Source organism: Frondihabitans sp. PAMC 28766, assembly GCF_001577365.1.
Classification (GTDB): Bacteria; Actinomycetota; Actinomycetes; order Actinomycetales; family Microbacteriaceae; genus Frondihabitans.
In genome coordinates this window covers 3804786-3830916 of the sequence record NZ_CP014513.1, presented here as the reverse complement: position 1 = coordinate 3830916, position 26131 = coordinate 3804786, and the positions used below count along the sequence as shown (strand labels likewise).

Below are 26131 nucleotides of genomic sequence, written 5' to 3'. Positions count from 1 at the left end.
ATCAGAACTCCGCGATGATGTTCGTGAGCTGGACCGGCACGAAGCCGGCGAGCAGGATGATCCAGATCGCGATCACGATCCAGAACATGAGGCGCTGGTGGGCGGCGCCCTTGCTCCAGAAGTCGATGAGGATGATGCGCAGGCCGTTGACCGCGTGGAAGCAGATCGCGGCGACCAGTGCCATCTCGCCGAAGCCCATGATGGGCGTCTTGTACGTGCCGATAACCGCGTTGTAGGCGGCCGGGCTGACGCGCAGGAGCGAGGTGTCGAGGATGTGCACCAGCAGGAAGAAGTAGATGGCGACGCCGGTCACCCGGTGGAGCACCCAGCCCCACATGCCTTCTCGACCCCGGTACAGCGTGCCCGCGACCCGACTGGGTTTGGGGTCGGGAATCGTCGGCGCGTTGCGCCCGGGTGATGCTGCGGAGCCCGGAAGGACCCCCGTCGTCTGCTCGGCCATGAGCGACCCTCCGTACGGATCAGGTGTGTTCTGAGAACGTCACCATCCTAGGCAAACGCTGAGTGCGCCGCCGCCCAGGCGGGCCTAAGTCCGCCGGAACTATCTCGACACCGAGAGACCAGGATCGGCGGCGGTACGGGGCGACGGCAGCACGGACCGGTAGTGCTCGATCAGCTCGTCGCCGAGGTGCTCCCACGTGCGCGACAGTACCTTTCGTCGCCCGGCCTCGCCGAAACGGGCCCGCTGCTCGGCGTTCGTCACGAGCGACAGGACGGCCCGTCGCAGCGCGTGATCGTGCCGCGGGTCGACGAGGAAGCCGTCCACGCCGTGCTGCACGAGATCGACGGGGCCGCCGACCGACGGCGCCACGACCGGGAGCCCCGACGCGTGCGCCTCCTGGATGGTCTGCCCGAAGGTCTCGGTCGTGCCCGTGTGCACGAACACGTCGATCGCGGCGTAGGCCGTGGCGAGCTCTTCGCCGTGCAGCGAGCCGAGGAAGACCGGTCCGACGTGCGCGAGCTTCCGGGCGAGCGCCGGGCGGGCCGGCCCCGAGCCGACGATCACCAGGCGCATGCCCCGGATGCGGCGGAGGGCCGCGAGACGCTGCACCTCTTTCTCGGGGCGAGGCGGCCGACGTAGCCCACGACCACCTCGTCGTCGTCTGCGAAAGACGAGCGCAGGATCCTGGTGCTCTCGAGGCCTCGTCGGTTCGGGTGGTAGAGCCCCGAGTCGACCCCGCGGCCCCACGATGCCATCCGGGCGACGCCCAGCCGCTCGAGGTCGAGACGGGACGCTTCGGAGGGCACCAGTGTGAGCGTGGCCGCGAGGTGGATGCGTTTGAGGACGCTCCAGCCGACGGCGACTCCTGCGCGCCCGAGGCCGTTGCGGCCCGCGTAGCGCGCCATGTCGGTCTGGTAGACGGCGATGGTGGGGATTCCCTGCCGGTTCGCGGCGGTGACCGCCTGCGCTCCGAGCACGAAGGGGGAGGCGAGGTGGACGACGTCCGGGTCGAAGCCGGCGATCAGAGCGGCGAGCTGGGGCCCGGGGATGCCGACGGGGAACTGTCGGTAGGCCACTGACGGCATGCGGTGCACGGCGAACCCGGCGTAGGAGGAAGGCCCCTTTCCGTCCGGGGCGATGACCATCGCCTGGTGCCCGCGTGCCGCCAGGTGCTCGAGCACCCGGCAGACGCTCGTGGTGACCCCGTTCAGGGTCGGAAGGAAGCTCTCGGTCACGATGGCTACACGCATCTGGATCCCTTGGTCGCCTTCGAGAAGGCTACGAGCCGGGTGTGACGGGCGAGTGGCCCCGATGTGAAGACGCGGTGGCGACCCGGGTGCGTCGGTGGGCCCCAGTGCTGGGGGGAACCAGGTCCAGGGCACCTCGCGCCGATAGTGTGGCGGCATGACCACAGCGAAGAAGAGCCTCGACCGGTTCTACAGCATCATCCCGGCCGGCGGCATCGGTTCTCGCCTCTGGCCGCTCAGCCGCGCCGACGCGCCCAAGTTCCTCCACGACCTGACGGGCTCGGGCTCGACCCTGTTGCGCGGCACGTGGGACCGCCTCGCCCCGATCAACGGCGAGCAGCGCATCATGGTCGTCACCGGCCGGTCGCATCGCGCCGCCGTCGAAGAGCAGCTGCCGGCGCTCGCCGACCACAACGTCGTGCTCGAGTCCGAGCCGAAGGACTCGACGGCGGCCATCGGCCTCGCCGCCGCGATCCTCGCGAAGCGCGAGCCCGACGTGATCATCGGCTCGTTCGCCGCCGACCACGTCATCGCCGACCAGCGGGCGTTCGTCCGCACCGTGCACGAGGCCATCGCCGCTGCCGACGCCGGCTACATCGCCACCATCGGGATCACGCCCACCGAGCCGGCCGTCGGCTTCGGCTACATCCACTACGGCGCCGCGCTCGAGATCGACGGCGCCCCGCACGCGAAGGCCGTCACGTCGTTCGTCGAGAAGCCCGAGCTGGAGACCGCCGAGGCCTACCTCCGCGACGGCAACTATCTCTGGAACGCCGGCATGTTCATCTCCCGCGCCGACGTGCTGCTCAAGCAGATCGGCGAGACCCGGCCCGAGCTGCTCGCCGGCCTCCTCGAGCTCGCCGAGGCGTGGGACTCCTCGGCCCGCGGGGCCGTCGTCGACCAGATCTGGCCGAACCTCGAGAAGATCGCCATCGACTACACCGTCGCCGAGCCTGCAGCGGCGCAGGGCCGCCTCGCCGTCATCCCGGGCGACTTCGACTGGGACGACGTGGGCGACTTCGCGTCGATCGCCAAGCTGCACTCGAAGGGCCGAGCCTCCGACCTCGCAATCCTCGGCGAGAACGCCCGCGTGCTCGCCGACTCGTCGTCGGGCATCGTGGTCAGCCAGGGCGACCGTCTCATCTCGCTGATCGGCGTGCAGGACATCGTCGTGGTCGACACCCCCGACGCCCTGCTCGTCACGACCTCGGCCAACGCCCAGCGCGTGAAGAGCGTCGTCGACGCGCTCAAGCTGTCCGGCCGCAACGACGTCCTCTAGCCCGCTCGGCCTTACCTTTTCGGCCCAGCCAGACCCCCGGGTCGGTCAGGACCTGCCGAAAAGGAAAGGCTTCGACCGGGACGGTGCCCGCCGACGGGACAGGAAGCGATTACGGCGCCGTTTCGCTGACGTCGCGATGAGGTAACGCTTGTCACTCGAAACGACGCTCGTGTCAAATAGACGGCGTCACTGTGGGTAACCTGCATGTCGACGTGCTCAGCGACAGATGCTGAGGCGATTCGTAGGATCACTCGAGAGGACCCACAGTGACTATCTCTGCGCGAAAGGCCGTCCTGGCCGGTCTCGGCATCGTTGCCGCGACTGCGATGCTCGCCGGCTGCGGCTCGGCCCCGACTCCGTCGAGCTCGAAGACGGCGTCGTCGTCGAGCTACCTGCCCTGCATGGTCTCCGACTCGGGCGGGTTCAACGACAAGTCGTTCAACGAGCTGGGCCTCGACGGCCTGCAGGACGCCGCGAAGTCGATCGGCTCGAACGAGAAGCACGTCGAGTCGGCCGACCAGACGGTCTACGCCTCGAACATCACGAGCCTCCTCAACCAGAAGTGCAACCTGATCATCACGGTCGGCTTCCTTCTTGCCGATGCGACGAAGGCGGCCGCCAAGGCCAACCCGAAGACCGACTTCGCCACCATCGACGACGCGTCGACGACGGCCAAGAACGTGCGCCCGATCACCTTCGACACCGACGAGGCGGCCTTCCTCGGCGGCTACGCGGCGGCCAGCTACTCGAAGACCGGCGTCGTCGGCACCTTCGGCGGCCAGCAGATCCCGACGGTCACCATCTTCATGGACGGCTTCGCCGACGGTGTCGCCTACTACAACCAGCAGAAGAACAAAGACGTCAAGCTCGTCGGCTGGAACGAGAAGTCGCAGAAGGGCGTCTTCACCGGTGGCTTCGACGCCGGCACCGCCGCCAAGCAGTCGGCTCAGACCCTGCTCGACCAGAACGCCGACGTGATCATGCCGGTCGGCGGCCCGATCTACCAGAGCGCAGCCGAGGCGATCAAGGACAGCAACAAGGGCCAGGTGCTCGTGGGAGTCGACTCCGACACCTTCCAGACCGACCCGCAGAACGCCTCGCTCTTCCTCACCAGCGTCGAGAAGGGCATCGCGCCCGCGACCGAGGCCGTCGTCTCAGACGCCGCCAAGGGCAAGTTCACCGACACGCCCTACGTCGGCACCCTGAAGAACGACGGCGTCGGCCTCGCCCCGTTCCACGACTACAAGAGCAAGATCTCGTCGAGCCTCCCCGGTGAGCTCACCAAGATCAAGGCCGGCATCATCGACGGCTCGATCAAGGTCGACTCGCCCGCTTCGCTCACGAAGTAGCGCAGCCCCCCGAAGGCCCGGAGCGACTAAAGTCGCTCCGGGCCTTCAGGCCTGTACCAACCCGAGGGAGATCACCCCCAATGAAGCTCGAACTCCAGGGCATCACCAAACGCTTCGGCGCTCTCACCGCCAACGACCACATCAGCCTCACCGTCGAGCCTGGTGAGATCCACGCGCTCCTTGGCGAGAACGGCGCCGGCAAGTCCACTCTCATGAACGTGCTCTACGGCCTCTATCAGGCCGACGAGGGCGAGATCCTGCTCGACGACGTCGTCCAGCACTTCCAGGGCCCGGGTGACGCGATGAACGCCGGCATCGGCATGGTGCACCAGCACTTCATGCTCGTGCCCGTCTTCACCGTCGCCGAGAACGTCATGCTCGGCCACGAAGAGACCTCCTTCGGCGGCCGCCTCGACCTGCCGGGGGCCCGCGCGAGGGTCACTGAGATCTCGCAGCGCTTCGGGTTCGACGTCGACCCCGACGCGATCGTCGAAGAGCTGCCCGTCGGCGTGCAGCAGCGCGTCGAGATCATCAAGGCGCTCTCGCGCGAGGCCAAGGTGCTCGTGTTCGACGAGCCGACCGCCGTCCTCACGCCTCAAGAGACCGACGAGCTGATGGCGATCATGCGTCAGTTGCGCGACGCCGGCACCGCGATCGTCTTCATCACGCACAAGCTGCGCGAGGTGCGCGAAGTCGCCAGCAGGATCACGGTCATCCGGCTCGGCAAGGTCGTCGGCGAGGCCTCGCCCACCGCCTCCAATGCCGAGCTCGCGTCGCTCATGGTCGGCCGCTCGGTCGAGCTCACCGTGCAGAAAGAGCCGGCGAAGCCCGGCGAGACCGCCCTCGTCGTCGAAGGGCTCAAGGTCATCGACGCCATCGGTCAGGTCGTCGTCGACGACGTCTCGTTCGAGGTCAGGCGCGGCGAGATCCTGGCGATCGCCGGTGTGCAGGGCAACGGGCAGACCGAGCTCACCGAGGCGATCCTGGGGCTGCAGGATCGCGTGCAGGGGACCATCCGTCTCGACGGTCGCGATATCCAGGGGCTCAGCGTGCGCCGCGTGCTCGACGCCGGCGTCGGCTTCGTGCCCGAAGACCGCACCGAAGACGGCCTCGTGGGCGAGTTCACCATCGCCGAGAACCTCATGCTCGACCGCTCGCAGTCGGGGCCGTTCGTCAAGAGCGGGTGGCTGAAGCTCGTCGAGCTCGCGCAGTTCGCCACCGACAAGATCAAGGAATTCGACATCCGCAGCCAGGGCATCACGACCCCGGTCGGGCGCCTGTCGGGCGGCAACCAGCAGAAGGTGGTGCTCGCCCGCGAGCTCTCGCGCGATCTGCGGCTGTTCGTGGCGGCGCAGCCCACCCGCGGCATCGACGTCGGCTCGATCGAGTTCGTGCACAAGCGCATCGTCGCCACCCGCGACGAGGGCGTGCCGGTCATCGTCGTCTCGACCGAGCTCGACGAGGTCACGGCGCTCGCCGACCGCATCGCCGTGATGTATCGCGGCACGATCATCGGCATCGTCCCGGCCGACACCCCGCGCGATGTCCTCGGCCTGATGATGGCCGGCGAGATGCCGCCCGAAGCACAGCAGCAGCACGAGAAGGAGCAGCTCGCATGAGCGAGGTCTCACCCACACCGCCCGGGCCGAGAGAACCGGCACAGCCCGGGCTCGTCGAAGCGACGCCGAGCCCGGCCGAGAACGAGCCGCGGCCGTCCCGCGACGAGCAGGGCTCCCAGATCCTGCGCCAGATCGTGCAGTCGAACGCGCTGATCTCAGTGCTGGCCGTCGTGCTGGCGCTGATCATCTCCGGCATCCTGATCGCGGCGACCGACCCGACAGTGCAGTCGACGTCGAGCTACTTCTTCGCGCGGCCCGGCGACATGATCCACGCGGTGTGGAGCTCGGTGTCGATCGCCTACTCGTCGATCTTCCAAGGCGCGGTCATCAACTTCCAGGCGTCGACCGTCGCGGGGGCCCTCGCCCCGCTGTCGGACACGCTGAACTTCGCGATGCCGCTGATCGTGGCCGGCCTCGGCGTCGCGCTCTCCTTCCGCGCCGGGCTCTTCAACATCGGCGGCCAGGGGCAGATCCTGATCGGCGCGGCGTTCGCCGGCTGGGTCGGCTTCTCGTTCCACATGCCGATCGGAATCCACCTGCCGCTGGCGATCCTGGCCGGCGTCGCGGGTGGGGCGTTCTGGGGCTTCATCGTGGGCATCCTGAAGGCGCGCACCGGCGCGCACGAGGTGATCCTCACGATCATGCTCAATTACGTCGCGTTCTACCTCATCTCGTTCATGCTGCGGACGCCGGGCCTGCTGCAGGCGCAGGGGTCGACCAACCCGCAGTCCCCGCCCACGATGCACTCGGCGATCCTGCCGCCCCTGCTCGGCTCGAAGTTCTCGCTGAACATCGGCTTCTTGATCGTGATCGCGGCGACGTTCTTCTGCGCCTGGCTGCTCAACCGCTCGAGCCTCGGCTTCCGCTTCCGTGCCGTGGGCGAGAACCCGAGCGCAGCTCGCACGGCCGGCATCGACGTCAAGGGCATCTACGTCTGGGCGATGGTGCTCTCGGGCGCGCTCGTCGGCATCGCCGGCGCCACCCAGGTGCTCGGCACGCTCACGACCGGCTTTTCGTCGGGGATCGACGCGGGCATCGGCTTCGACGCCATCACGGTGGCGCTGCTCGGCCGCTCGCGCCCGTGGGGCGTCTTCGGCGCGGGCATCCTGTTCGGCGCTCTCAAGGCCGGCGGCTACGCGATGCAGGCGGCGAACGGTGTGCCGATCGACATCGTGCTCGTAGTGCAGTCGCTGATCGTGCTGTTCGTGGCGGCCCCGCCGCTCGTGCGGACCGTCTTCCGTATTCCGGCGCCAGGCTCGAAGACCGGCCCCGCCAAACCCTCGCGCCGGCTCCGCCGTGCAGCGACCGAGACCGCGACGGTGACCAAGTGAGCACTCTGACCCCGAACATCGTCGTCCCCGCAAGCGAGACTCCGGGGCTGGCCGTGACCCGCACGCGATCCTGGAAGGCTCCGATCGCGCTCGCGGTGTTCACGATCCTGTCGCTGCTGCTCGTCACCGCCGCCCACCGTGACGGCCACTCGACCTTCCGCCTCGCGTCGTCGTCGGACTTCGTCAAGCTGCCGAACGCCGTCCTGCCGACGGCCGGCACTGGCATCGTGCTCACGATCGTGCTCGCGCTCATCACCGTGTTCGCGGCCCAGCAGTCGGCGCGCTACCGCAAGACGCCGCTGTGGCTGCTGGCGCTGTTCGGCGTGTTGTTCTTCGTCGGCTTCTTGACCTGGGCCGGCGCCGACAACTCGATCCTGGTGCCGGGCCTCCTGGTGGGCTCGCTCGGCCTCAGCTGCCCGCTGATCTTCGGCGCGCTCGGCGGCGTGATCTCCGAGCGGGTCGGCGTCGTCAACGTCGCCATCGAAGGGCAGCTGCTCGGCGGGGCATTCGTCTCGGCGATCGTCGCCAGTGTGACGGGGTCGCTCTGGGCCGGGCTCCTCTCCGCTCTCGTCGCGGGTGCCCTCGTGTCGATGGTGCTGGCGGTGTTCAGCATCCGCTACCTCGTCGACCAGGTGATCGTCGGCGTCGTGCTCAACGTGCTCGTCACCGGCCTGACCAGCTTCTTCTATTCGGAGGTGCTGACGAACTCGCCCGGGCTCAACAAGGGCCTGCGGTTCTCGACTCTCGACATCCCCGGGCTCAGCAGCATCCCTCTCATCGGTCCGCTGCTCTTCCAGCAGAACATCGTCGTCTACCTCATGTACGTCGCGGTCGCCGCGGTCTTCTTCGGGCTCTTCAAGACCCGCTGGGGCCTCCGCCTGCGCGCCGTGGGCGAGCACCCTCAGGCGGCGGACACCGTCGGCATCCGTGTCAACGCGACGCGGTTCTGGAACGTCTCGCTCGCCGGCGCGATCGCCGGCCTCGGCGGTGCGTTCTTCACCCTCGGCGACCTCGGTCAGTTCCAGAAGGAGATGACAGCGGGCGCGGGCTACATCGCCCTCGCCGCCGTCATCTTCGGGCGCTGGGATCCGATCCGGGCGACGCTCGCAGCCCTGCTCTTCGGCTTCGCGAGCAACCTGCAGAACGTGCTGAGCGTCGTCGGCTCACCGGTGCCGAGCGAGTTCATGCTGATGCTGCCTTACGTCGTCACGATCCTCGCGGTCGCCGGGCTCGTCGGGCAGTCGCGAGGGCCGGCGGCGTCCGGCAAGCCGTACATCAAGTCATAACAGACGAGTATCGAGTCGTAGAGAGCAGGATCCAGACATGACTCACCCTTCAGAATTCGACTGGACCACGCTCCGCGCCACGGCTCGCTCGGCCATGGAACGCGCCTACGCCCCGTACTCGAAGTTCGCCGTCGGGGCCGCGGCGCTCACTGACGACGGCCGGATGGTCTCGGGCTGCAACATCGAGAACGCCTCGTACGGCGTCACGCTCTGCGCCGAGTGCTCGCTGGTGACCGATCTGATCATGGGCGGCGGCGGGCTGCTCGTCGCCTTCACCTGCGTCGACGGCAACGGCGACACCCTGATGCCGTGCGGGCGATGCCGGCAGCTGCTCTACGAGCACTCGGCGGACGGCCTGATCCTCGACACGGTCTCGGGGTTCAAGACGATCGACGAGGTGCTGCCCGATGCCTTCGGGCCGCGGCAGCTCGACGTCTACCGGGAGACCCGGGCGTGAGCGACGCAGCGCCAGCGACCGGCGCCGCCACCGCCACCGCCACCTCCGCCGTCGAGCCGTTCGACACCGTCGATCTCATTCGCGTGAAGCGCTCGGGCGGAGCCCTCTCGACGGCCCAGATCGGCTGGCTGATCGACGCCTACACGCGCGGCTACGTGGCTGACGAGCAGATGTCGGCCCTCGCCATGGCGATCTTCTTGAATGGCATGGAGCGGCGCGAGATCCGCGACCTCACCCTCGCCATGGTGGCGTCCGGCGAGACGATGTCGTTCGAGGGCCTCGGCAAGACCACCGTCGACAAGCATTCGACCGGGGGAGTGGGCGACAAGATCACTCTCCCGCTGGCGCCCCTCGTCGCCTCGTTCGGTGTCGCCGTTCCGCAGCTCTCGGGGCGCGGGCTCGGCCACACCGGCGGGACCCTCGACAAGCTCGAGTCGATCGCGGGCTGGGAAGCGGACATCCCCGTCGACCGGATGCGTGGCATCCTGCGCGACGTCGGCGCTGTGGTGTGCGCCGCCGGTTCGGGGCTCGCCCCGGCCGACGGCAAGCTCTACGCCCTGCGCGACATCACCGGCACGGTCGAGTGCATCCCGCTGATCGCCTCGTCGATCATGTCGAAGAAGATCGCCGAGGGCACCGCTGCCCTGGTGCTCGACGTGAAGTTCGGGTCGGGGGCGTTCATTCAGGATCGCGCGCAGTCCAAACTGCTCGCACAGACGATGGTCGACCTGGGGCGCGACGCCGGACTGTCGATGGCGGCGCTGCTCACCGACATGAACGTGCCGCTCGGGCTCACCATCGGCAACGCCCTCGAGGTGCGCGAATCGCTCGAGGTGCTGCAGGGCGGCGGCCCGGCCGACGTGCGCGAGCTCACCCTGGCGCTCGCCCGCGAGATGCTCGCGTTGGCGGGGCAGCCCGACGCCGATGTGGCCGCCGCGCTCGACGACGGGCGTGCCTACGCGACCTGGCGTCGTATGGTCACCGCGCAGAGCGGTGATCCTGACGCGCCCCTGCCCGTGGCCCGTGAGACGCACGTCGTCACGGCGGAGTCGTCGGGGTACGTGGTGCGGCAGGACGCCCTGCCCTTCGGCATCGGAGCCTGGCGCCTCGGCGCCGGCCGAGCACGCAAGCAGGATGCCGTCGTGGCCAGCGCCGGCATCGAGCTGCACGCCAAGCCGGGTGACCGTGTCACGGCCGGGCAGCCGCTGTTCACGCTGCACGCCGACGATGCTGCGCGCTTCGCTCGGGCCCTCGAGTCCGTGGAGGGTGCATGGAGCATCGGCTCAGAGGCCCCCACGCCCACTCCCATCGTGGTCGAACGGATCTCGTAGGCGACCTCCAGACCTCGCCCCGGTTGCTTGTGGCCGCCACCCAGGGTCGCGCCACTGACCGCTAGTAGGTTTGAGTCATGAGCGCACCGAGTCAGGAGTACCGCCTGCCCAACGGGGGGCCGAGCATCGCGGCCCTGCCGAAGGTGTCGCTGCACGACCACCTCGACGGGGGTCTCCGGCCGACGACGATCGTCGAGCTCGCCTCGGCCGCGGGCATCGCGTTGCCGGTCGACGACGCCGCCGGGCTGGCCTCGTGGTTCTCGAGCGATCGCGGCTCGCTCGTCGAGTACCTCCAGACATTCGCCGTGACGTCTGCTGTGATGCAAACGGCGCCCGCACTCCGGCGGGTCGCCCACGAGTTCGTGCTCGACCTCGCCGCCGACGGCGTGATCCATGGCGAAGTGCGCTGGGCTCCGTCGAAGCACCTCCTCGGCGGCCTCACTCTCGACGAGGCGGTGGAAGCCGTGCAAGCGGGCCTCGACGACGGTATCGAAGATCTCGCCGAGCGGGGGCACCGGATCGGCATCGGGCAGATCCTGTGTGCGCTGCGCAACGATGATCCTGCCGCCGGTGGCCCCGTCTTCGGGTCGTCGGCCATCGCCGAGCTTGCGCTTCGCCACCGCGACTCGGGCGTCGTCGGGTTCGACATCGCCGGGCCCGAGGCCGGCTTCCCGCCCTCGGCGCACGCGGCGGCCTTCGACCTGCTGCAGCAGGAGTTCTTGCCCGTGACCGTGCACGCCGGCGAGGCGGACGGTCTCACCAGCATCCGTGGCGCCCTGATCGACGGGCACGCCCTTCGCCTCGGCCACGGCGTGCGGGTCGCCGACGACGTCAGCGTGCTCGACCGCGACACCGACCACACCACCGTCGGCCTCGGCCCCATCGCCACCTGGGTGCGCGACCGGCGCATCGCCCTCGAACTGTCGCCGACTTCGAACCTCCAGACGGGCGCGATCGCGGCGTGGGGCGTCGAGATGTACGACCACCCCTTCGACCTGCTCTACCAGCTCGGGTTCCGGGTCACAGTCAACCCCGACAACCGCCTCATGAGCGGCACGAGCATCAGCCGCGAGCTGGCGCTCTTGGCCCAGGCCTTCGACTACGACCTCGACGACCTCGAGCGGTTTCAGCTCAACGCGGCCGAATCGGCGTTCCTGCCCCTCGAAGAGCGCGACGACCTGGCCGAGCGCATCGTGGCCGGGTTCGAGGAGGCTTGAGATGACTTTGCCCCTGATCCCCGACGAAGCGATCGTCATCGGCGCGACCGCGACCGACTGGCGATCGGCCGTGCGAACCGCCGGCGCCGCCCTGGTCGCCTCCGGGTCGGCGAAGCCCGGCTACTCCGACGCCATGATCCGCATGATCGACGAGCACGGCCCCTACGTCGTGATCGCCCCCGGGCTCGCCCTCGCGCACGCCCGCCCCGACGATCAGGTCATCGCGACGGGGCTCGCCGTGGTGACACTCGCGTCGCCGGTCAGTTTCGGCCACCCGCACAACGACCCCGTGCGGGTCGTGCTCGGCCTCGCGGTCGAGTCGGTCGGTGGCCACCTCGAATCGATCGCCGATCTGGCCAACGTGTTCAACGACTCGAAGATGATCGGGGTGCTCGCCGACGCGGCGACACCCGACGAGGTGCGGAGCCTGATGGGAGTCGCGACATGAAGATGGGGAGTCTCGTCGTGAAGATGGGCAGTCTTGTCATGAAGACCACGGAGCGCTCGCTGTGAAGATCGTGACCATCTGCGGAGCCGGAATCGGCTCGAGCGGCATCCTCAAAGTGAACGCCGAGCGGGTGCTCGCCCGGCTCGAGATCGAAGCCGACGTCGTGGCCGCCGACGTCGCCAGCGTGCGGACGGTCGCTGAAGACGCCCAGGTGATCCTGACCTCGGCTGAGTTCGTCGACGCGATCGGGCCGACGTTCGCCGATGTCGTCGTCATCGTCAACCACTTCGACCAGCAGGAGCTCACCGAGAAGCTCGAGCGGGCGCTGGGGTAGGTCGCGGCGCGGCGCCGTCGCTTCGGTGCGCTTCGGTGCGCGAGGACGTTTTCGCGCTTCGCGAGGAGAAACGGCCTCGCGTCTCCGCGAGGAGAGGAAGAACGGGGTGCCGCCGCAATGCGGCGCGGAACGGCCAGCCGGACTTCCTCGCGCATGCGTTCGGCGTGGGCTGCGTGCGCAGGGCGACGCCCGGGGAGGAAGCTGCCCAACGCCCGGGGAGGAACCCCGTGTTAGGGAGGATTTCGCGACGGCAGGGGAGGGAATCGATGCCGCCGTCGCGCGCCAGGGAGGAGGTCGCGCGTTTCGGGCCGGTGCTGGGAGGAATCGTTCGGCGTTCATCCTCCCGCCGAGCGAGTTCCTCCCTGCAGGACGCGGGCCAGGGAGGAACTGCGGCCGCTCGCCATCCGCACGGGAGGAAACGCTTGCCGGGGAGGAAGCCTGCGCGCGGGAGAAGACCGGCCGGCAGGGTCAGGCGCGCAGACTTCCTCCGGGCACAGAGCTCAGCGCAATAGCTCGCGAACGCCCGCCTCGAGCGCGGCAACGGCGGCATCGGCGGCGGCACGCCGTTCGGCGGCCGTGCCGGTGCTGCTCCACGCGTCGATGTAGACCTTGAGCTTCGGCTCGGTGCCGCTCGGCCGCACGATCACGCGTGCGCCGTCGGCACCCGCGCCGCCGGCCCCGGCCCCGCCGGACGTCGCGTCGGCACCGCCGGCTGCGGCACCGCCGGCTGCGGCACCGCCACCGAACCGGAACCGCAAGATGTCGGTGGGGGCGAAGCCGTCGACCCCCGCCGCGAAGTCGTCGACCGCCGCGACCGTCTGGCCGCCGATCGCCGCAGGTGGTGTGGCCCGCAGTGACGACGTGATCCTGCCGATGTCGGCGAGGTCGGTGACCCGCAGCGAGACCTGCGTCGATGCGAATGCGCCGAAACGCTCGTCGAAGTCACGCAGGTGCTGTTCGAGCGACGTGCCCTCGATGCGAAGCGACACGACGAGCGCCAGAAAGTCGACGGCCGCCGAGATGCCGTCCTTGTCGCGCACCTTCGCGGGGTCGACGAGGTAACCGAGGGCCTCCTCGTAGCCGTAGGCGAGGCCGTCGACACGCGAGACCCACTTGAAGCCGGTGAGGGTGTCGGCGGAGGGCAGGTCGAAGTGGCGGGCGACCTCGCCGAGCGCCGGCGACGAGACGATGCTCGCGGCGAGGGTGCCTCGGGTGCCCTCGGCTCGCTGCCGCTCGGCGGCGCGCCAGCCGAGCAGGGCGCCGACCTCGTTGCCGGTGAGGCGTCGCCAGGCCGCAGGATCCGATGGGTCGCCGACCGGGATCGCCACCGCCAGCCGATCGGCGTCGGGGTCGTTGGCGATGACGAGATCGGCGCCGACTCGTGCTGCGGTCTCGAAAGAGAGGTCCATCGCGCCGGGCTCTTCGGGGTTGGGGAAGGCGACCGTGGGGAAGGTGGCGTCGGGCGCCGCCTGGTCGGCGACGGGGATGGGCTCGGTGAATCCTGCCGTGGCGAAGACGCGGCGGGCGACCTCCCACCCGACGCCGTGCAGCGCGGTGTAGACGACGCGCGGCTGGGCGACGCCTGCCGAGGCCGCATCGGCAGCGGCGCTGCCGGCGACAGCGGCGGTGAGTCGCACGTAGTCGGTGACGAGGTCGTCGCCGGCGGTCGTGTAGGCGTCGGAGCGCGGGAGGTCGAGCACGGACGAGTGTGCGGCGACCTCGATGAGGGCGGCGATGTCGGCGTCGGCAGGGCTCACGATCTGGCTGCCCTGGTCGTCGTCGCCGAGATAGACCTTGTAGCCGTTGTCGCGCGGCGGGTTGTGGCTCGCGGTGACCATCACGCCGGCGGAGGCGTCGAAGTGCCGCACGGCGAACGCCAGCACGGGCGTGGGCAGCGCGCGGGGCAGGAGCGTCGTGGCGACGCCTGCCGCCGCCATGATCTCGGCGGTGTCGCGGGCGAAGACGTCGGACTTCGTGCGCCCGTCGTATCCGATCACGATCGACGGCGCAGCCTTCCGGGCGAGCAGGTAGGCGGCGAGCCCGGCCGCGGCTTGCGCCACCAGCACGCGGTTCATGCGCTTCGAGCCCGCGCCGATCTCGCCCCGCAGACCCGCGGTGCCGAATTCCAGCCGGCCGTCGAAGCGGTCTGCGAGCGACGCGGCCGCGGCACTGTCGCCCGTCGCCGCCGCGTCGACGAGAGCGCTGAGCTCGGCACGCGTCTCGGCGTCGGGATCCTGTGCCAGCCAGGCTTGCGCGGCCACCTGAACCGAGGCGATTCCCGAGGACGGGGAGGGCACGCCGCTCACAGCGCCGCCACCACCCGTGCCAACAGCTCGCTGATGACCGGCTCGGCGTCGCGCCCCGCCTGCAGCACCTCGGCGTGGCTGAGAGGCTCGGGCGAGATGCCGGCCGCGAGGTTGGTGATGAGCGAGAACCCGAGCACCTCCATGCCGGCCTGCCGGGCGGCGATGGCCTCGAGAGCCGTCGACATGCCGACGATGTGGCCGCCGATCGCCTTGGCCATCTGCACTTCGGCGGGGGTCTCGTAGTGCGGGCCGCGGTTCTGCACGTAGACGCCCTCGTCGAGGTTCGGATCGATCGAGCGCGCGACATCGCGCAGGCGCCGGCTGTAGAGGTCGGTGAGGTCGATGAACGTCGCGCCCTCGAGCGGCGAGTCGCCGGTCAGGTTGATGTGGTCGCTGATGAGCACGGGGGTGCCAGGATGCCAGCTCTCGCGGATCCCGCCCGCCCCGTTGGTCAGCACCATCGTGGTGGCACCGGTCGCGGCAGCCGCCCGCACGCTGTGCACCACGCGTCGCACCCCGTAGCCCTCGTAGTAGTGCGTGCGCGCCCCGATCACGAGAGTGTGACGCCCGTCGGGCATCCGCACGCTGCGGATCGAGCCGGTGTGGCCGGAGACCGCCGACGCGGTGAAGCCCGTCACCGACGTGGCGGGCACCTCGGCGATCGTCTGGCCGATCAACTCGGCGGCGCGGCCCCAGCCGCTGCCGAGCGTCAGGGCGATGTCGTGCCGCTCGACGCCGGTGAGGCGTGCGATGTCGGCGGCGGCCTGCTCGGCCACGACGAGCGGGTCGGCGGACGCGTCGTCCAGGGGATTGGCTGCGCTGCCGGCGGGGTGGGGCTCGAAGACATGCAGACCACTCTAAGGGGGTGGCCGCGGGGTCGAGAGGTTCTCCACAGGGTCGGGGACCAGCCGGATCCTGCGCCCGCCGATCGGCCCGGTGAGTGCGCCACAGGATAATGGGCAGCATGACCTACGAGTTCGAGCGCAAGCAGCGGCTGGCCATCCTCGGCGGCGGCCCGGGCGGCTTCGAAGCGGCCCTCAGCGGCGCACAGCTCGGCGCGGACGTGACGCTCGTCGAGAGGGTGGGCGTCGGCGGGTCGGCAGTCATCACCGACGTCGTGCCGTCGAAGACCCTCATCGCGACCGCCGAGGCGACGAACGCGATCGGCGAGGCCGCCGACCTCGGCGTGCAGTTCTTCACCCGGGGCGAGAACGGGCGGCCCGTGCGCCCGCAGATCGCGGTCAACCTCAAGGCCGTCAACGATCGGCTGCTGCGGTTGGCGCGCCAGCAGTCCGAAGACATGCGGGCGCAGCTCACCCGTGCCCGCGTGCGCATCGTGCAGGGGGAGGGGCGTCTCGACGGGCCCAGCCGCATCGTGGTGTCCACCGGTCACGGCAGGGGAGCAACCACCTTCGACGAGATCGAGGCCGACACCGTCGTCGTCAGTGTCGGTGCCCGCCCGCGAGAGCTCGACACGGCGAAGCCCGACGGCCAGCGCATCCTGACCTGGACCCAGCTCTACACGCTCGACACCGTGCCCGAGCACCTCATCGTGGTCGGCTCCGGTGTCACCGGCGCCGAGTTCGCCAGCGCCTACACGGCCCTCGGCTCGCACGTGACGCTCATCTCGAGCCGCGACCAGGTGCTGCCCGGCGAAGACGCCGACGCCGCCCGCGTCATCGAAGACGTCTTCACCCGCAACGGCATGGACGTGCTCGAGCTGGCCCGCGCCGCCACCGTCGAGCGGACCGCCGACGGTGTCGTCGCCGCCCTGACCGATGGGCGCAGGATCGAGGGTTCGCACTGTCTCATGGCCGTCGGCTCCATCCCGAACACCGAAGGCATCGGCCTGGAGGAGGCCGGCATCCAGCTGACAGCCACGGGTCACGTCCGCGTGAACCGAGTTGCTCGCACCTCGGTGCCCAACGTCTACGCGGCCGGCGACTGCTCCGACTTCCTGCCCCTCGCCTCCGTCGCGTCGATGCAGGGCCGCACGGCCGTCTTCCACGCCATGGGCGACGCCGTCACGCCGATCGAACTGCGCAACGTCACGTCGAACATCTTCACGCAGCCCGAGATCGCCACCGTCGGCTGGACGCAGAAGCAGATCGAAGACGGCATCGCCCAGGGCGAGATCTACAAGATGCCGCTCGCCTCGAACCCGCGCGCGAAGATGATGGGCATCCGTGACGGCTTCGTCAAGATCTTCGCCCGCACGGGCTCGGGCACCGTGATCGGCGGCGTGATCGTGGCGCCGAAGGCTTCCGAGCTCGTCTTCCCGCTCGCGCTCGCTGTCGAGCACCGCCTCACCGTCGACCAGGTCGCCCGCGCCTTCACGGTCTACCCGTCGCTCTCCGGCAGCATCGCCGACGCCGCCCGGGCCATGCACATCGTCAACTGAGGGTTCTCTCTTCTCCTCCACAGGCCAGGATCCGGCGGCTCGTTCTCCACAGGCGCCCTCGCACCCCGGTGCCGTGCCCATCGTTCGGGCAGGGTCGGGGCATGTCGTCTCCTTCGCCGCCCACGGCCCTCCGTCTCACCGGGGGTCTCGGCACGTCCGCGCAGCTCGTGGCCGCCGGTGTCTCCGCGCATGCGGTGCGAGGCGCGGTCGACCGAGGCACGATCACCCGTGTGCGTCGCGGGATCTACGCCGTGCCGGATGCGCCGGTCGAGGGACTCGTGGCAGTTCGGGCGGGTTCACGCCTTGCGGGCCTGTCCGCAGCCGACAGCTTCGGTCTCTGGGGAGGCTGGGGGACGCCGCTGCATCTCTGCGTCCGAGGGCACTCCGGGCACGTTCGAGGGCGCAGCCTTCCGACGACTCGGGGAGTGCCGCTCATCGACGGAAGGCGTGCGGTCATGCACTGGAACGACGATCGCCACGACACGACATGGTGCTGGCGGGTGTCTGTGGAACGTTGCCTTCGACAGGTGCTGCGCTGGCACGACACCGAGACGGCCGTGGCGGTCGTGGACACCGCGCTCACCACGGGGCTGATCGACGAGGCAGGCGTACGGGCCCTGTGTCAGGGCCCGTCGACATCGCTGGCGAGCGACCTGGCGCGGTGCGCTGCGGGCGCACAGTCCGGCGTGGAGTCGATCGCCCGGCAGAGGCTGGAGCGCATCGGTCTCGCGGTGCGGCGTCAACCCGAAGTTCCCGGCGTCGGCCACGTCGATCTCGGCATCACCGGCACGATGATCTACGTCGAGGTCGACGGATACGAGTTCCACAAGAGCCCCGAGCAGTTCGCGGAGGACCGACGCCGCGATGCGGAGGCGCGATCTCGAGGATTCGTGCCGTTGCGTTTCACCGCGGTGCAGGTGCGCGACGATTGGCCGTGGGTGGAGCGGATGATTCTGGACTCCGTGTCGAAGTACGGGAGGAGTGACATCAGGGGGAGGTAGTTGCGGCTGTTCAGGGCCGCCCGGGAGGGAGCGCCACGGGAGGAAGTCGGATTTTGGGAGGATGTCCGCGCGCACGTTCCTCCCGGGAAAGCGCTAGCTGGCGAGCGATCCTCCGCGCGGCACGATGCGGCCCTAATCGCCTCCCGGTGACGCGGGACTCCCTCCCGTATAGCGACTTCCTCCCGAGGAGTTCCTCGCGAAGGGCGGCGGGGGCGGCGCTAGTCGCCGATGCTGAGCAGCACGTGGCCCGAGGAGACCGTCGAGCCGACGGCGGCGTCGATGCCCGAGACGGTGCCGTCGCGGTGCGCCGAGACGGGCTGCTCCATCTTCATGGCCTCGAGCACGAGCACGAGGTCGCCCTTCACCACGTGCTGGCCCTCTTCGACGGCGAGCTTCACGACGGTGGCCTGCATCGGGGCGACGACCGAACTGCCGGTGGCGACGGTCGCGACCGAACGGCCGCCCGAGCGGCGCCGCGGCGGAGCAACGGCCACGCCGGAGCCGTACCCGGCCCCGCCGACCGAAGCGCGCGACCCGAGCGACGCCGGCAGCGTCACCTCGATGCGCTTGCCGTCGACCTCGACCACGACGGTCGAGCGTGCGGCCTCGACGCGAGGAGCGGACGCCTCGCCGCTCCACGGCGGGATCTGATTGTCGAACTCGGTCTCGATCCAGCGGGTGTGGATCGTGAACGGGGCGCCGTCGGCGGGGGCGAAGGCCGGGTCGTCGACGATGGCGCGGTGGAAGGGCAGGACGGTCGGCAGACCGGCGATCTCGAACTCTTCCAGGGCGCGGCGGGCGCGCTCGAGGGCGTCTTCGCGGGTGGAGCCGGTGACGACGAGCTTGGCGAGCAGCGAGTCGAAGGCGCCCGAGATCTCGTCGCCCGACTGCACGCCGCTGTCGACGCGCACACCGGGGCCGCCCGGAGCCTTGAAGACGTGAATGGGCCCGGGGGCCGGGAAGAAGTTGCGGCCCGGGTCTTCGCCGTTGATGCGGAACTCGAACGAGTGGCCCTGCGGAACCGGGTCGTCGTACTCGAGCACGCCGCCTTCGGCGACGCGGAACTGCTCGCGCACGAGGTCGATGCCGGTGACCTCTTCGGAGACCGGGTGCTCGACCTGCAGGCGGGTGTTGACCTCGAGGAAGGAGACCGTGCCGTCCTGCCCGATGAGGAACTCGCAGGTGCCGGCGCCGACGTAGCCGACCTCTCGGAGGATGGCTTTCGACGCCTGGTAGAGCGCGTTCTCCTGCTGCTCGGTGAGGAAGGGCGCGGGGGCCTCTTCGACGAGCTTCTGGTTGCGGCGCTGCAGCGAGCAGTCTCGCGTCGAGACGATGACGACGTTGCCGTGCTGGTCGGCGATGCACTGGGTCTCGACGTGGCGCGGTTTGTCGAGGAACTTCTCGACGAAACACTCGCCGCGCCCGAACGCGGCGACGGCCTCGCGCACGGCCGAGTCGAACTGCTCGGGGATCTCTTCGCGGGTGCGGGCGATCTTGAGACCGCGCCCGCCGCCTCCGAAGGCCGCCTTGATAGCGACAGGCAGGCCGAACTGATCGACGAACTCCAGGATCTCGGAGGCGTCGGCGACCGGGTTGAGCGTGCCGGGGGCGAGGGGCGCACCGACCTTCTCGGCGATGTGCCGTGCGGAGACCTTGTCGCCGAGCTTTTCGATGGCGTCGGGCGACGGCCCGATCCAGATGAGGCCGGCGTCGATCACGGCTCGGGCGAAGTCGGCGTTCTCGGCGAGGAAGCCGTAGCCGGGGTGCACGGCGTCGGCACCCGAGCGGCGGGCGACCGACAGGATCTTCTCGATCACCAGATAGGTGTCGGCGCTGGTGGTGCCGTCGAGCGAGTACGCCTCGTCGGCGAGGCGGGCGTGGAGGGCGTCCCGATCCTGATCCGCGTAGACCGCGACACTGCGGATCGAGCTGTCTCGCGCGGCACGGATCACGCGAACGGCGATCTCTCCACGGTTGGCGATGAGCACCTTGGTAATACGCGGCATGACAACCAAGCCTACGGGCCCGACCTGACGCGCCTTTGGCCGCACCGCACAAAAACGCGAGGAGTCGACCACACGAGACCTACAAGGGGTTGTCAGAGGGAGCGCTCGGGATGTTCCAGAGCTCGTGCCACTCCACCCCGAACTGCGATCGCAGGAGGCCCCGCAGCACCGGCACCGACAGCCCGACCACGGCGCTCGGAGTGCCCACGATGCTCGTGATGAAGGCGCTGGCGAGCCCATCGATCGTGAACGCCCCGGCGACCTCCAGAGGCTCGCCCGTGCCGACGTAGCGCGCGATCTCGCCGTCGCTCAGATCGTCGGCGAAGGTCAGCTCGGCCGAGGCGGCAGCGGAGTGCCCGGCGTGAGGGCGCCCGCCGCGGTGGTCGATCAGGTGGTGGCCGGAGTGCAGGATGCCATGGCCCACCCGCGACATCTGCCGCCACCGCTTCGTCGCGACGAGCGGCTCGTGGGGCTTGCCCAGCACCTCGCCCTCGATCTCGAAAGCGGAGTCCCCGCCGAGGATGAAGCCGTCGATCTCCTCGCCGTCGACGAGAGCCCCGATCACAGCCTCGGCTTTTGCCCGCGCCAGCAGCGTCACGACCTCCACAGCCGTCAGATCGCGACCGAGCGTCAGCGCCTCCTGGGCGACCGCCTCGTCTTCGTCGACCCCCGGCGAGATCAGGATCGGCTCGATCCCGGCCGCGCGAAGCAGCGCAAGACGAGCGGGCGAGGTGGAAGCGAGATACAGCCGAACGGTCATGGTCAAACTCTGTCAGACGTCGTGCACCACACTGGAGCCATGGGAGACATGCAGGGGAAGGACGTCGAGCTCGACGTCACCGGGATTGCGCACGGAGGCATCAGCGTGGCGCGCCTCGACGGGCGCGTCGTCTTCGTGACCGACGCCATCCCCGGCGAGCGAGTGGTGGCGCGGGTCACCGACGACCGCAAGAAGGCGTTCTGGCGAGCCGATGCGGTCGAGGTCGTCGAGGCGTCTCCTCACCGCCAGGAGCACGTGTGGGGGGCAGCGTCCATCGATCGGGATCCTGCCGTCCGTGCGGGAGGCGCCGAGTTCGGCCACATCGAGCTGTCGCACCAGCGCGCCCTCAAGAAGCAGGTGCTGACCGAGGCGATGCAGCGGTTCGCGAAGCTCGACGTGGACGTCGAGGTGGAGCCGGTCGCCGGCGACGTGGAGGCGAAGGGTCTCGGCTGGCGCACCCGCGTCAGCCTGCACGTCGACGGCGACGGCCGTGTCGGCCCGTACGCCGCGCGCTCGCACACCGTCGTGACTGTCGACGACCTCCCGCTGGCGACTGCCGCGCTCGCCGAGGCCGCCCCGCTCGATCAGCTCTTCGTCGGCGAGGAGCGCGTCGACGTGCTCGAGGCGTCGGAGGGCGGCGCGCGCTTGATCATCGGCGACCAGGCCCGCACGACCATCGTCGAGCGGGTGGGGGATCGCGAGTTCAGGCTCGACGACGCCGGCTTCTGGCAGGTGCACCACGGGGCGGCGACCACGCTGACCGAGGCGGTGCAGGATCTCGTCGACCCGGCCCTCTTCGACCCTCGCGCCGCGAATCTCGACCTCTACGGCGGCGTGGGCCTCCTCGCCGCGGCGATCGGCGACCGCTTCGGCCAGGCGACGCGAATCACCAGCGTCGAGAGCGACTCGCGGGCCACCGACCACGCCTCCGAGAACCTCCAGGAGTGGATCGGCGCCAGCGCCGTGACGGGGCGCGTGGAGCGCTGGATCCGCGAGCACTCGAAAGCCACCGGCATCGACCGCTCGCGCCTGGCCGCGTCGACGATTCTGCTCGACCCACCCCGGTCGGGGGCTGGCAGGGCCGTTGTCGACGAGATAACGTCCATCGAACCGGCCCAGGTCGTCTATGTCGCATGCGATCCAGTCGCCCTGGCTCGGGACGTCGCGTTCTTCGCCGAGCGCGGCTACCACCTCGAGGCCATCCGGGCCTTCGACCTGTTCCCGCACACGCACCATCTTGAAACCGTGGTGCGCCTGATCCGCTGAGCGCCCAGCGGCCCGATAAGATTTCGGGTGTGACGCCCGGGAATCAGGGACCCGACGCGCCCATCGAACGAAGGATGATCGTGCCAGAATCCACGACGGACCCGACCACTGTAGCCACGAACACCGAAGCTGGCACCAGCTCCGGCGACGCGCCAGCACGCCAGGACAGCGCTCGCCAGGTACGTGTAGCCATTGTCGACGACCACGAGTCCGTGCGACTCGGCATTCAGGCCGCCTGCCAGAACGCCGGCTTCGACGTCATCCTCACGGCCGCCGGCGTGCAGGAGTTCGTCGACAACCTCGCCGGCCGCGAGGTCGACGTCGTGGTGCTCGACCTGTCGCTCGGCGACGGCTCGACCGTCACCGAGAACGTCAAGCGGGTGCAGGCCACCGGCTCGGCCGTGCTCGTGCACTCGATCGCCGACCGCGTCGCCAGCGTGCGCGAGGCCCTCGCCGCCGGTGCCGCCGGCGTCATCCCCAAGTCGTCCGCGACCAAGACCGTCATGGCCGCCGTCGCGACCGTCGCCCGCGGCGACGTGCTCAACAACCTCGAGTGGGCGAGCGCGATCGACGCCGACCGCGATTTCGCCAAGGCCCAGCTGGGTCGGCGCGAGCGCGAGATCCTGCACCTGTACGCCTCGGGCCTGCCACTCAAGCTCGCCGCGCAGCAGCTCGGCATCGGCTACTCGACGGCCCGCGAGTATCTCGACCGCATCCGCGTGAAGTACGTCGAGGTCGGCCGCCCCGCCCCGACGAAGGTCGACCTGCTCCGACGAGCGGTCGAAGACGGGATCCTGCCGGGTCTGGATGCGGACGGCGGCGATGGCCGCTGACGGACCCTCCGGGGTTCCCTCTTCTCTTCGGCCGAGGCCGGCCCGCAATCCGATCAGCGGGCCCCTCCTCGACAAGATCTTCGCGCGCGCACTCGCCGCGCTGGGCGTCGTCTTCGGCCTCCAGGCCATCCCGTTCGTGCTCTCCGAGCAGAACAGCATGCAACTCGCCTGGGGCTGGATCATCTCGATCGCCGTCTTCGGCGGCATTCTCGTCGTCGGTCTTGCCAGCGTGCTCATGCGCGGCATCGAGACGGCTGCTGCCTTCGTCGCGATCTCCTTCCTGGTCGCGCTGATCACCTGGCCGCTGGCGGTGCAGGATCCCGGCACCGTCCAGCCTCAGGTGCCGTGGCTCTGGTATCTCGTCACGGTGGCCACCTCGGCCGCCGCCATCGCGTTCTCGCTCTGGGTCGCGACCGGCTACCTTTTTCTCGCGCCCGTCATCTACGGGCTGATCCGGCTGACCCCGTCGGGCGGTGAGGCAGGGTTCCTGCGCGCCGGTCTGGACGCTGCGTACTCGATCATCCTGGGTGGCGCCGTCCTGATCCTGATCACTCTGCTGCGGCAAGCGTCGGCCTCGGTCGACTCGGCGCAGAACATGGCCGTGGCCCGCTACTCCGGCGCGATCCGAGAGCACGCCACCGAGCTCGAGCGAGTGCAGGTCGACGCGATCGTGCACGACAGCGTGCTCACCACCTTCATCTCCGCCGCTCGGGCCTTCTCGCCCGACGAGCGTGCCCTCGCCACCACGATGGCCAGGAACGCGATGTCGCACCTGACCAGCGCGGCCAGCGTCACGCCCTTCGACGAGTCGTCGACGAGCCTTTCGTCGATGCGTGACCGCATCCGGGTCTTCATCGAGAACCTCGGAGCGAACGTCGAGATCCGGGCAAAAGGCCTCGACGAGCACACCATCCCCGCCGGAGCCGCCGAGGCGCTCTACTCGGCCGCCGTGCAGGCCGTCGTCAACAGCGTCCAGCACGCCGGCGGCGACGCCGTCGAGCGCTGGGTCAGCGTCAACTGGGCGAAGGAGCGCGTCACCGTCGAAGTGGGCGACACCGGGTCGGGCTTCAACCCGAGCGCCGTGCCCGGCGAACGACTGGGCGTGCGCGTCTCGATCACCGAGCGACTCGCCAACGCCGGCGGCGAAGCCGACATCCACACCAAGACCGGCTCCGGCACGGTCATCCACCTGAGCTGGCCCCGATCCGAGCCGCGCCCGGCCGTCGTCGTCAGCGAGATCCACGAGGAGGCCTCGTGAACGTCAAGCTGCCCCGGTGGCTCCCCGTCGGGCTCGCCGCGCTGTTCTCGCTGTACCACCTGCTGCTCGCCGCGGTGTCGCTGTCGATCCCGTCGGACCCTGTGCCCGTCATCGTCTGCATGGTGCTCTACGCCGTCGCGACCGCCGTCGTGCTCTGGCCCGACAAGTCGAAGAACCTCCTGCTGCCGGTGTGGATGGCGTGCCTCGCGCTCGCCGTCGCCGTGATCCTGCCGCTCGCCGTCGCGTCGCAGCTCGACCCGCACCGCGCCGGGGGCAACGGCTACGCCACCTGGTACGTCGCCGCAGTCGGCACGCTGATGGTGATCGTGTCGACCCGGCGCCGGCAGGGTTTCGCGTGGGTCGGCGTCGGATTCTTGGTGTTGCACTCCGTCATCTGGAGCGGTAACTTCGCCGAGCTCGCGAATCTCGGCGTGGTCGGCAGCGTCAGTTGGGTGGCCATCTCGCACGCCCTGCAGGCGACTCTCTCACGCGCCAGCCGCGATACGCGCGAGTTCATCCGCGCCGAGCAGGAGGCCGCCGACTGGCAGGCCGCCCAAGAGGCCCACGTCAACGAGCGGCAGTTCCGGCTGCTGCAGACCGGCCGCACCGCGCGCCCCATGCTGCAGCGGATCGTCGCGACCGGCGGCGATCTCTCGCCGGAAGAGCGCCAGGAGTGCCTCAACCTCGAGGGCGCCATCCGCGACGAGATCCGGGGTCGCCGTCTGCTGAGCGACGACGTTCGCCGCGAGGTCATGGCCGCGCGCCGCCGCGGCACGGTGGTGAGCCTCCTCGACGAGGGCGGCATCGACGACATCGACGACGCCGAGCTCGAGCGTGTGCACCGCGAGCTGGCCGACGCCATCCGCGACGCCTCAGCCGACCGACTCATCATCCGCACCGTCTCGGTCGGCAGCGAGTACGCCGTCACCGTCGTCGGCCTCTCGAGCGAAGACCTGCAGTCGTCGACCCTGGGGTCGAGCCACGCGAATGCCGACTCCGGCGAGTTCGACGAGTTCGACGACGATGACGATGACGACGGCGAGGACGAGGTCAGCCTCTGGCTGCAGATCCCGCGCTCGTCGGTGCCGCGGGAGTCTGTCGACGCCTGAGACTGGGCCGTGGCTTGAGCTTGGGCCCTGGCCTGAGCTTGGGCCCTGGTCGGCTCTGGCCCTCCGCTCGGGCATCGAGAGGGCACAGACGCACGCCTGAGGGCGACTCGGGGTGCGTTTGCGCCCTCTCGCCGAGACCGGCACTGGCCGCGGCTCGCGAGTGCGTGGAATCCGGTCGCGGGGGGCGGCTCTCGACCCGGAATCCACGCACTCGGTTCAGGGGCTGGCCGGACCGGCCCGGGCGGTGCGACGGGAGGAATTGCTGCCGGGAGGAAGTGTTGCCGGGAGGAAGTGCGCCGCCGGGAGGATGGCGCGCGAGGCGGGGAGGGTGCTCGACGGTATTCGGCGCGCGGGGAGGAACACCGCAGGGGTAGCGCGGCCCTGGGAGGAGCTGTGCGGCCGTTCTCCTCCCGCCCGGCGGGAGGGAGCCCTGCCGGGCGGAAATCCTGCCGGGCAGAACTGAGGCACGGCGCGCGCGCAGCGCCCGTTAACGGGAAGAGGGCCGGACCCCCGAAGGTCCGACCCTGCTAAAGCCCCGAGTCAGGGCGACAACCCGAATGCAACCCTGACTCGCCCCCGAACAGTGAGGCCCGCTTACCCTAGTAGGCCCCGTTCGGTGGTGTATCTCTGAGAGAAACACCTAGCACAAGCAATAATGCCCAAAGCGTGCCCCCCGAGATAGTCGTCATTTAGGGGGACAGTGGGGGGCAAAACGCCGGGTGCCTGACAGAGGAATGCCCCCCGTTCTGGGGATCCCGACGGGCCTGATGCCCCCCGCGGCACCCGAACGGGGGACAAAACGAGCAAGTTTGGACGGATCGACTCGACGACCG

23 protein-coding genes and 1 pseudogene are annotated in these 26131 nt (G+C 69.7%); 17 read left to right on the top strand and 7 right to left on the bottom strand.

Annotated features, from left to right (window positions below):
• Position 1 precedes the first annotated feature (1 nt).
• The 3 genes from sdhC to AX769_RS26105 all read right to left on the bottom strand — a co-directional run bounded on the left by sdhC (position 2) and on the right by AX769_RS26105 (position 1710).
• A complete protein-coding gene (gene sdhC / locus AX769_RS18335; protein WP_066282111.1) occupies positions 2–337 on the bottom strand; it encodes a succinate dehydrogenase, cytochrome b556 subunit in 336 nt (111 codons plus the stop codon).
• 222 nt (positions 338–559) lie between these two features.
• Positions 560–1033 carry a glycosyltransferase gene (locus AX769_RS26110; RefSeq protein WP_369824041.1) on the bottom strand — a complete coding sequence of 158 codons (474 nt, stop codon included), beginning with the start codon at positions 1031–1033 and terminating at the stop codon, positions 560–562.
• Complete coding sequence (locus tag AX769_RS26105) at positions 1021–1710, bottom strand: glycosyltransferase (RefSeq protein WP_369824040.1); 690 nt, start codon at positions 1708–1710, stop codon at positions 1021–1023. The genes AX769_RS26110 and AX769_RS26105 overlap by 13 nt, the downstream gene beginning before the upstream one ends.
• A gap of 154 nt (positions 1711–1864) precedes the next feature.
• On the opposite strand from AX769_RS26105, the gene AX769_RS18325 reads away from it, so the two are divergent.
• The 10 genes from AX769_RS18325 to AX769_RS18280 all read left to right on the top strand — a co-directional run bounded on the left by AX769_RS18325 (position 1865) and on the right by AX769_RS18280 (position 12358).
• On the top strand, positions 1865–2986 hold the full coding sequence (locus AX769_RS18325) for a mannose-1-phosphate guanylyltransferase (RefSeq protein WP_066282109.1): 1122 nt from the start codon (positions 1865–1867) through the stop codon (positions 2984–2986).
• Between the two features lie 266 nt (positions 2987–3252).
• Positions 3253–4335: a BMP family protein gene (locus AX769_RS18320; protein WP_066282107.1), complete on the top strand. Its 1083-nt coding sequence runs from the start codon at positions 3253–3255 to the stop codon at positions 4333–4335.
• Between the two features lie 80 nt (positions 4336–4415).
• The gene (locus AX769_RS18315) at positions 4416–5954 is read left to right on the top strand and encodes an ABC transporter ATP-binding protein (protein ID WP_066282105.1); all 1539 of its coding nucleotides are present in this window, start codon (positions 4416–4418) and stop codon (positions 5952–5954) included.
• On the top strand, positions 5951–7285 hold the full coding sequence (locus AX769_RS18310; protein ID WP_082763925.1) for an ABC transporter permease: 1335 nt from the start codon (positions 5951–5953) through the stop codon (positions 7283–7285). Before AX769_RS18315 ends, AX769_RS18310 begins: the two co-directional genes overlap by 4 nt.
• Positions 7282–8571 (top strand): ABC transporter permease, encoded by a 1290-nt coding sequence (locus AX769_RS18305; RefSeq protein ID WP_082763924.1) that lies wholly within the window; start codon positions 7282–7284, stop codon positions 8569–8571. Before AX769_RS18310 ends, AX769_RS18305 begins: the two co-directional genes overlap by 4 nt.
• 37 nt (positions 8572–8608) lie before the next feature.
• A complete protein-coding gene (locus AX769_RS18300; RefSeq protein WP_066282103.1) occupies positions 8609–9028 on the top strand; it encodes a cytidine deaminase in 420 nt (139 codons plus the stop codon).
• Entirely contained in the window at positions 9025–10359 is a 1335-nt protein-coding gene (locus AX769_RS18295) for a thymidine phosphorylase (protein ID WP_066282102.1), read from the top strand. The genes AX769_RS18300 and AX769_RS18295 overlap by 4 nt, the downstream gene beginning before the upstream one ends.
• Before the next feature lie 77 nt (positions 10360–10436).
• On the top strand, positions 10437–11576 hold the full coding sequence (locus tag AX769_RS18290; protein ID WP_066282100.1) for an adenosine deaminase: 1140 nt from the start codon (positions 10437–10439) through the stop codon (positions 11574–11576).
• A gap of 1 nt (position 11577) precedes the next feature.
• Positions 11578–12024: a PTS sugar transporter subunit IIA gene (locus AX769_RS18285; RefSeq protein WP_066282099.1), complete on the top strand. Its 447-nt coding sequence runs from the start codon at positions 11578–11580 to the stop codon at positions 12022–12024.
• A 61-nt stretch (positions 12025–12085) separates the two neighbouring features.
• Positions 12086–12358: a PTS sugar transporter subunit IIB gene (locus AX769_RS18280; protein WP_066282098.1), complete on the top strand. Its 273-nt coding sequence runs from the start codon at positions 12086–12088 to the stop codon at positions 12356–12358.
• Positions 12359–12858: 500 nt separating this feature from the next.
• Here AX769_RS18280 and AX769_RS18275 read toward each other — a convergent pair whose 3' ends face one another.
• Complete coding sequence (locus AX769_RS18275; RefSeq protein ID WP_239451849.1) at positions 12859–14619, bottom strand: phospho-sugar mutase; 1761 nt, start codon at positions 14617–14619, stop codon at positions 12859–12861.
• A 41-nt stretch (positions 14620–14660) separates the two neighbouring features.
• The gene (locus tag AX769_RS18270) at positions 14661–15515 is read right to left on the bottom strand and encodes a purine-nucleoside phosphorylase (protein WP_066282096.1); all 855 of its coding nucleotides are present in this window, start codon (positions 15513–15515) and stop codon (positions 14661–14663) included.
• Positions 15516–15628: 113 nt separating this feature from the next.
• Here AX769_RS18270 and AX769_RS18265 point away from each other — a divergent pair, with 113 nt between their 5' ends.
• From AX769_RS18265 to AX769_RS25455, 3 genes and pseudogenes are all read left to right on the top strand, one after another.
• Complete coding sequence (locus AX769_RS18265) at positions 15629–17065, top strand: NAD(P)H-quinone dehydrogenase (RefSeq protein WP_066283991.1); 1437 nt, start codon at positions 15629–15631, stop codon at positions 17063–17065.
• Between the two features lie 101 nt (positions 17066–17166).
• Positions 17167–17274, top strand: a pseudogene (locus AX769_RS26100) (hypothetical protein); the annotation flags it as partial.
• Between the two features lie 246 nt (positions 17275–17520).
• Entirely contained in the window at positions 17521–18066 is a 546-nt protein-coding gene (locus tag AX769_RS25455) for an endonuclease domain-containing protein (protein ID WP_239451848.1), read from the top strand.
• A gap of 218 nt (positions 18067–18284) precedes the next feature.
• Here the strand turns inward: AX769_RS25455 and AX769_RS18255 are convergent, their stop codons facing one another.
• Positions 18285–20072, bottom strand: coding sequence for a biotin carboxylase N-terminal domain-containing protein (locus AX769_RS18255; RefSeq protein ID WP_066282092.1), 1788 nt, complete (start codon positions 20070–20072; stop codon positions 18285–18287).
• A 79-nt stretch (positions 20073–20151) separates the two neighbouring features.
• The gene (locus AX769_RS18250) at positions 20152–20832 is read right to left on the bottom strand and encodes a nucleoside triphosphate pyrophosphatase (protein WP_066282090.1); all 681 of its coding nucleotides are present in this window, start codon (positions 20830–20832) and stop codon (positions 20152–20154) included.
• A gap of 39 nt (positions 20833–20871) precedes the next feature.
• On the opposite strand from AX769_RS18250, the gene AX769_RS18245 reads away from it, so the two are divergent.
• The 4 genes from AX769_RS18245 to AX769_RS18230 all read left to right on the top strand — a co-directional run bounded on the left by AX769_RS18245 (position 20872) and on the right by AX769_RS18230 (position 25298).
• Positions 20872–22098, top strand: a complete 1227-nt coding sequence (locus AX769_RS18245) for a class I SAM-dependent RNA methyltransferase (RefSeq protein WP_066282088.1) — start codon at positions 20872–20874, stop codon at positions 22096–22098.
• 191 nt (positions 22099–22289) lie between these two features.
• Complete coding sequence (locus AX769_RS18240; RefSeq protein WP_066283985.1) at positions 22290–22931, top strand: response regulator transcription factor; 642 nt, start codon at positions 22290–22292, stop codon at positions 22929–22931.
• Entirely contained in the window at positions 22921–24189 is a 1269-nt protein-coding gene (locus AX769_RS18235) for a sensor histidine kinase (protein WP_157887721.1), read from the top strand. Before AX769_RS18240 ends, AX769_RS18235 begins: the two co-directional genes overlap by 11 nt.
• Positions 24186–25298, top strand: coding sequence for a hypothetical protein (locus AX769_RS18230; RefSeq protein WP_066282085.1), 1113 nt, complete (start codon positions 24186–24188; stop codon positions 25296–25298). The genes AX769_RS18235 and AX769_RS18230 overlap by 4 nt, the downstream gene beginning before the upstream one ends.
• Positions 25299–26131: the final 833 nt, after the last annotated feature.

Excerpts from the sequence above, each read along its gene's own strand:
- AX769_RS25455 (WP_239451848.1), top strand. The coding sequence starts at position 17,521 with ATGCACTGGAACGACGATCGCCACGACACGACATGGTGCTGGCGGGTG.
- AX769_RS26105 (WP_369824040.1), bottom strand. The coding sequence starts at position 1,710 with ATGCGTGTAGCCATCGTGACCGAGAGCTTCCTTCCGACCCTGAACGGG.
- AX769_RS18300 (WP_066282103.1), top strand. The coding sequence starts at position 8,609 with ATGACTCACCCTTCAGAATTCGACTGGACCACGCTCCGCGCCACGGCT.
- AX769_RS18235 (WP_157887721.1), top strand. The coding sequence starts at position 22,921 with ATGGCCGCTGACGGACCCTCCGGGGTTCCCTCTTCTCTTCGGCCGAGG.
- AX769_RS18285 (WP_066282099.1), top strand. The coding sequence starts at position 11,578 with ATGACTTTGCCCCTGATCCCCGACGAAGCGATCGTCATCGGCGCGACC.
- AX769_RS26110 (WP_369824041.1), bottom strand. The coding sequence starts at position 1,033 with ATGCGCCTGGTGATCGTCGGCTCGGGGCCGGCCCGCCCGGCGCTCGCC.
- AX769_RS18315 (WP_066282105.1), top strand. The coding sequence starts at position 4,416 with ATGAAGCTCGAACTCCAGGGCATCACCAAACGCTTCGGCGCTCTCACC.
- AX769_RS18255 (WP_066282092.1), bottom strand. The coding sequence starts at position 20,072 with ATGCCGCGTATTACCAAGGTGCTCATCGCCAACCGTGGAGAGATCGCC.
- AX769_RS18245 (WP_066282088.1), top strand. The coding sequence starts at position 20,872 with ATGGGAGACATGCAGGGGAAGGACGTCGAGCTCGACGTCACCGGGATT.
- sdhC (WP_066282111.1), bottom strand. The coding sequence starts at position 337 with ATGTGGGGCTGGGTGCTCCACCGGGTGACCGGCGTCGCCATCTACTTC.
- AX769_RS18325 (WP_066282109.1), top strand. The coding sequence starts at position 1,865 with ATGACCACAGCGAAGAAGAGCCTCGACCGGTTCTACAGCATCATCCCG.
- AX769_RS18290 (WP_066282100.1), top strand. The coding sequence starts at position 10,437 with ATGAGCGCACCGAGTCAGGAGTACCGCCTGCCCAACGGGGGGCCGAGC.
- AX769_RS18310 (WP_082763925.1), top strand. The coding sequence starts at position 5,951 with ATGAGCGAGGTCTCACCCACACCGCCCGGGCCGAGAGAACCGGCACAG.
- AX769_RS18265 (WP_066283991.1), top strand. The coding sequence starts at position 15,629 with ATGACCTACGAGTTCGAGCGCAAGCAGCGGCTGGCCATCCTCGGCGGC.
- AX769_RS18250 (WP_066282090.1), bottom strand. The coding sequence starts at position 20,832 with ATGACCGTTCGGCTGTATCTCGCTTCCACCTCGCCCGCTCGTCTTGCG.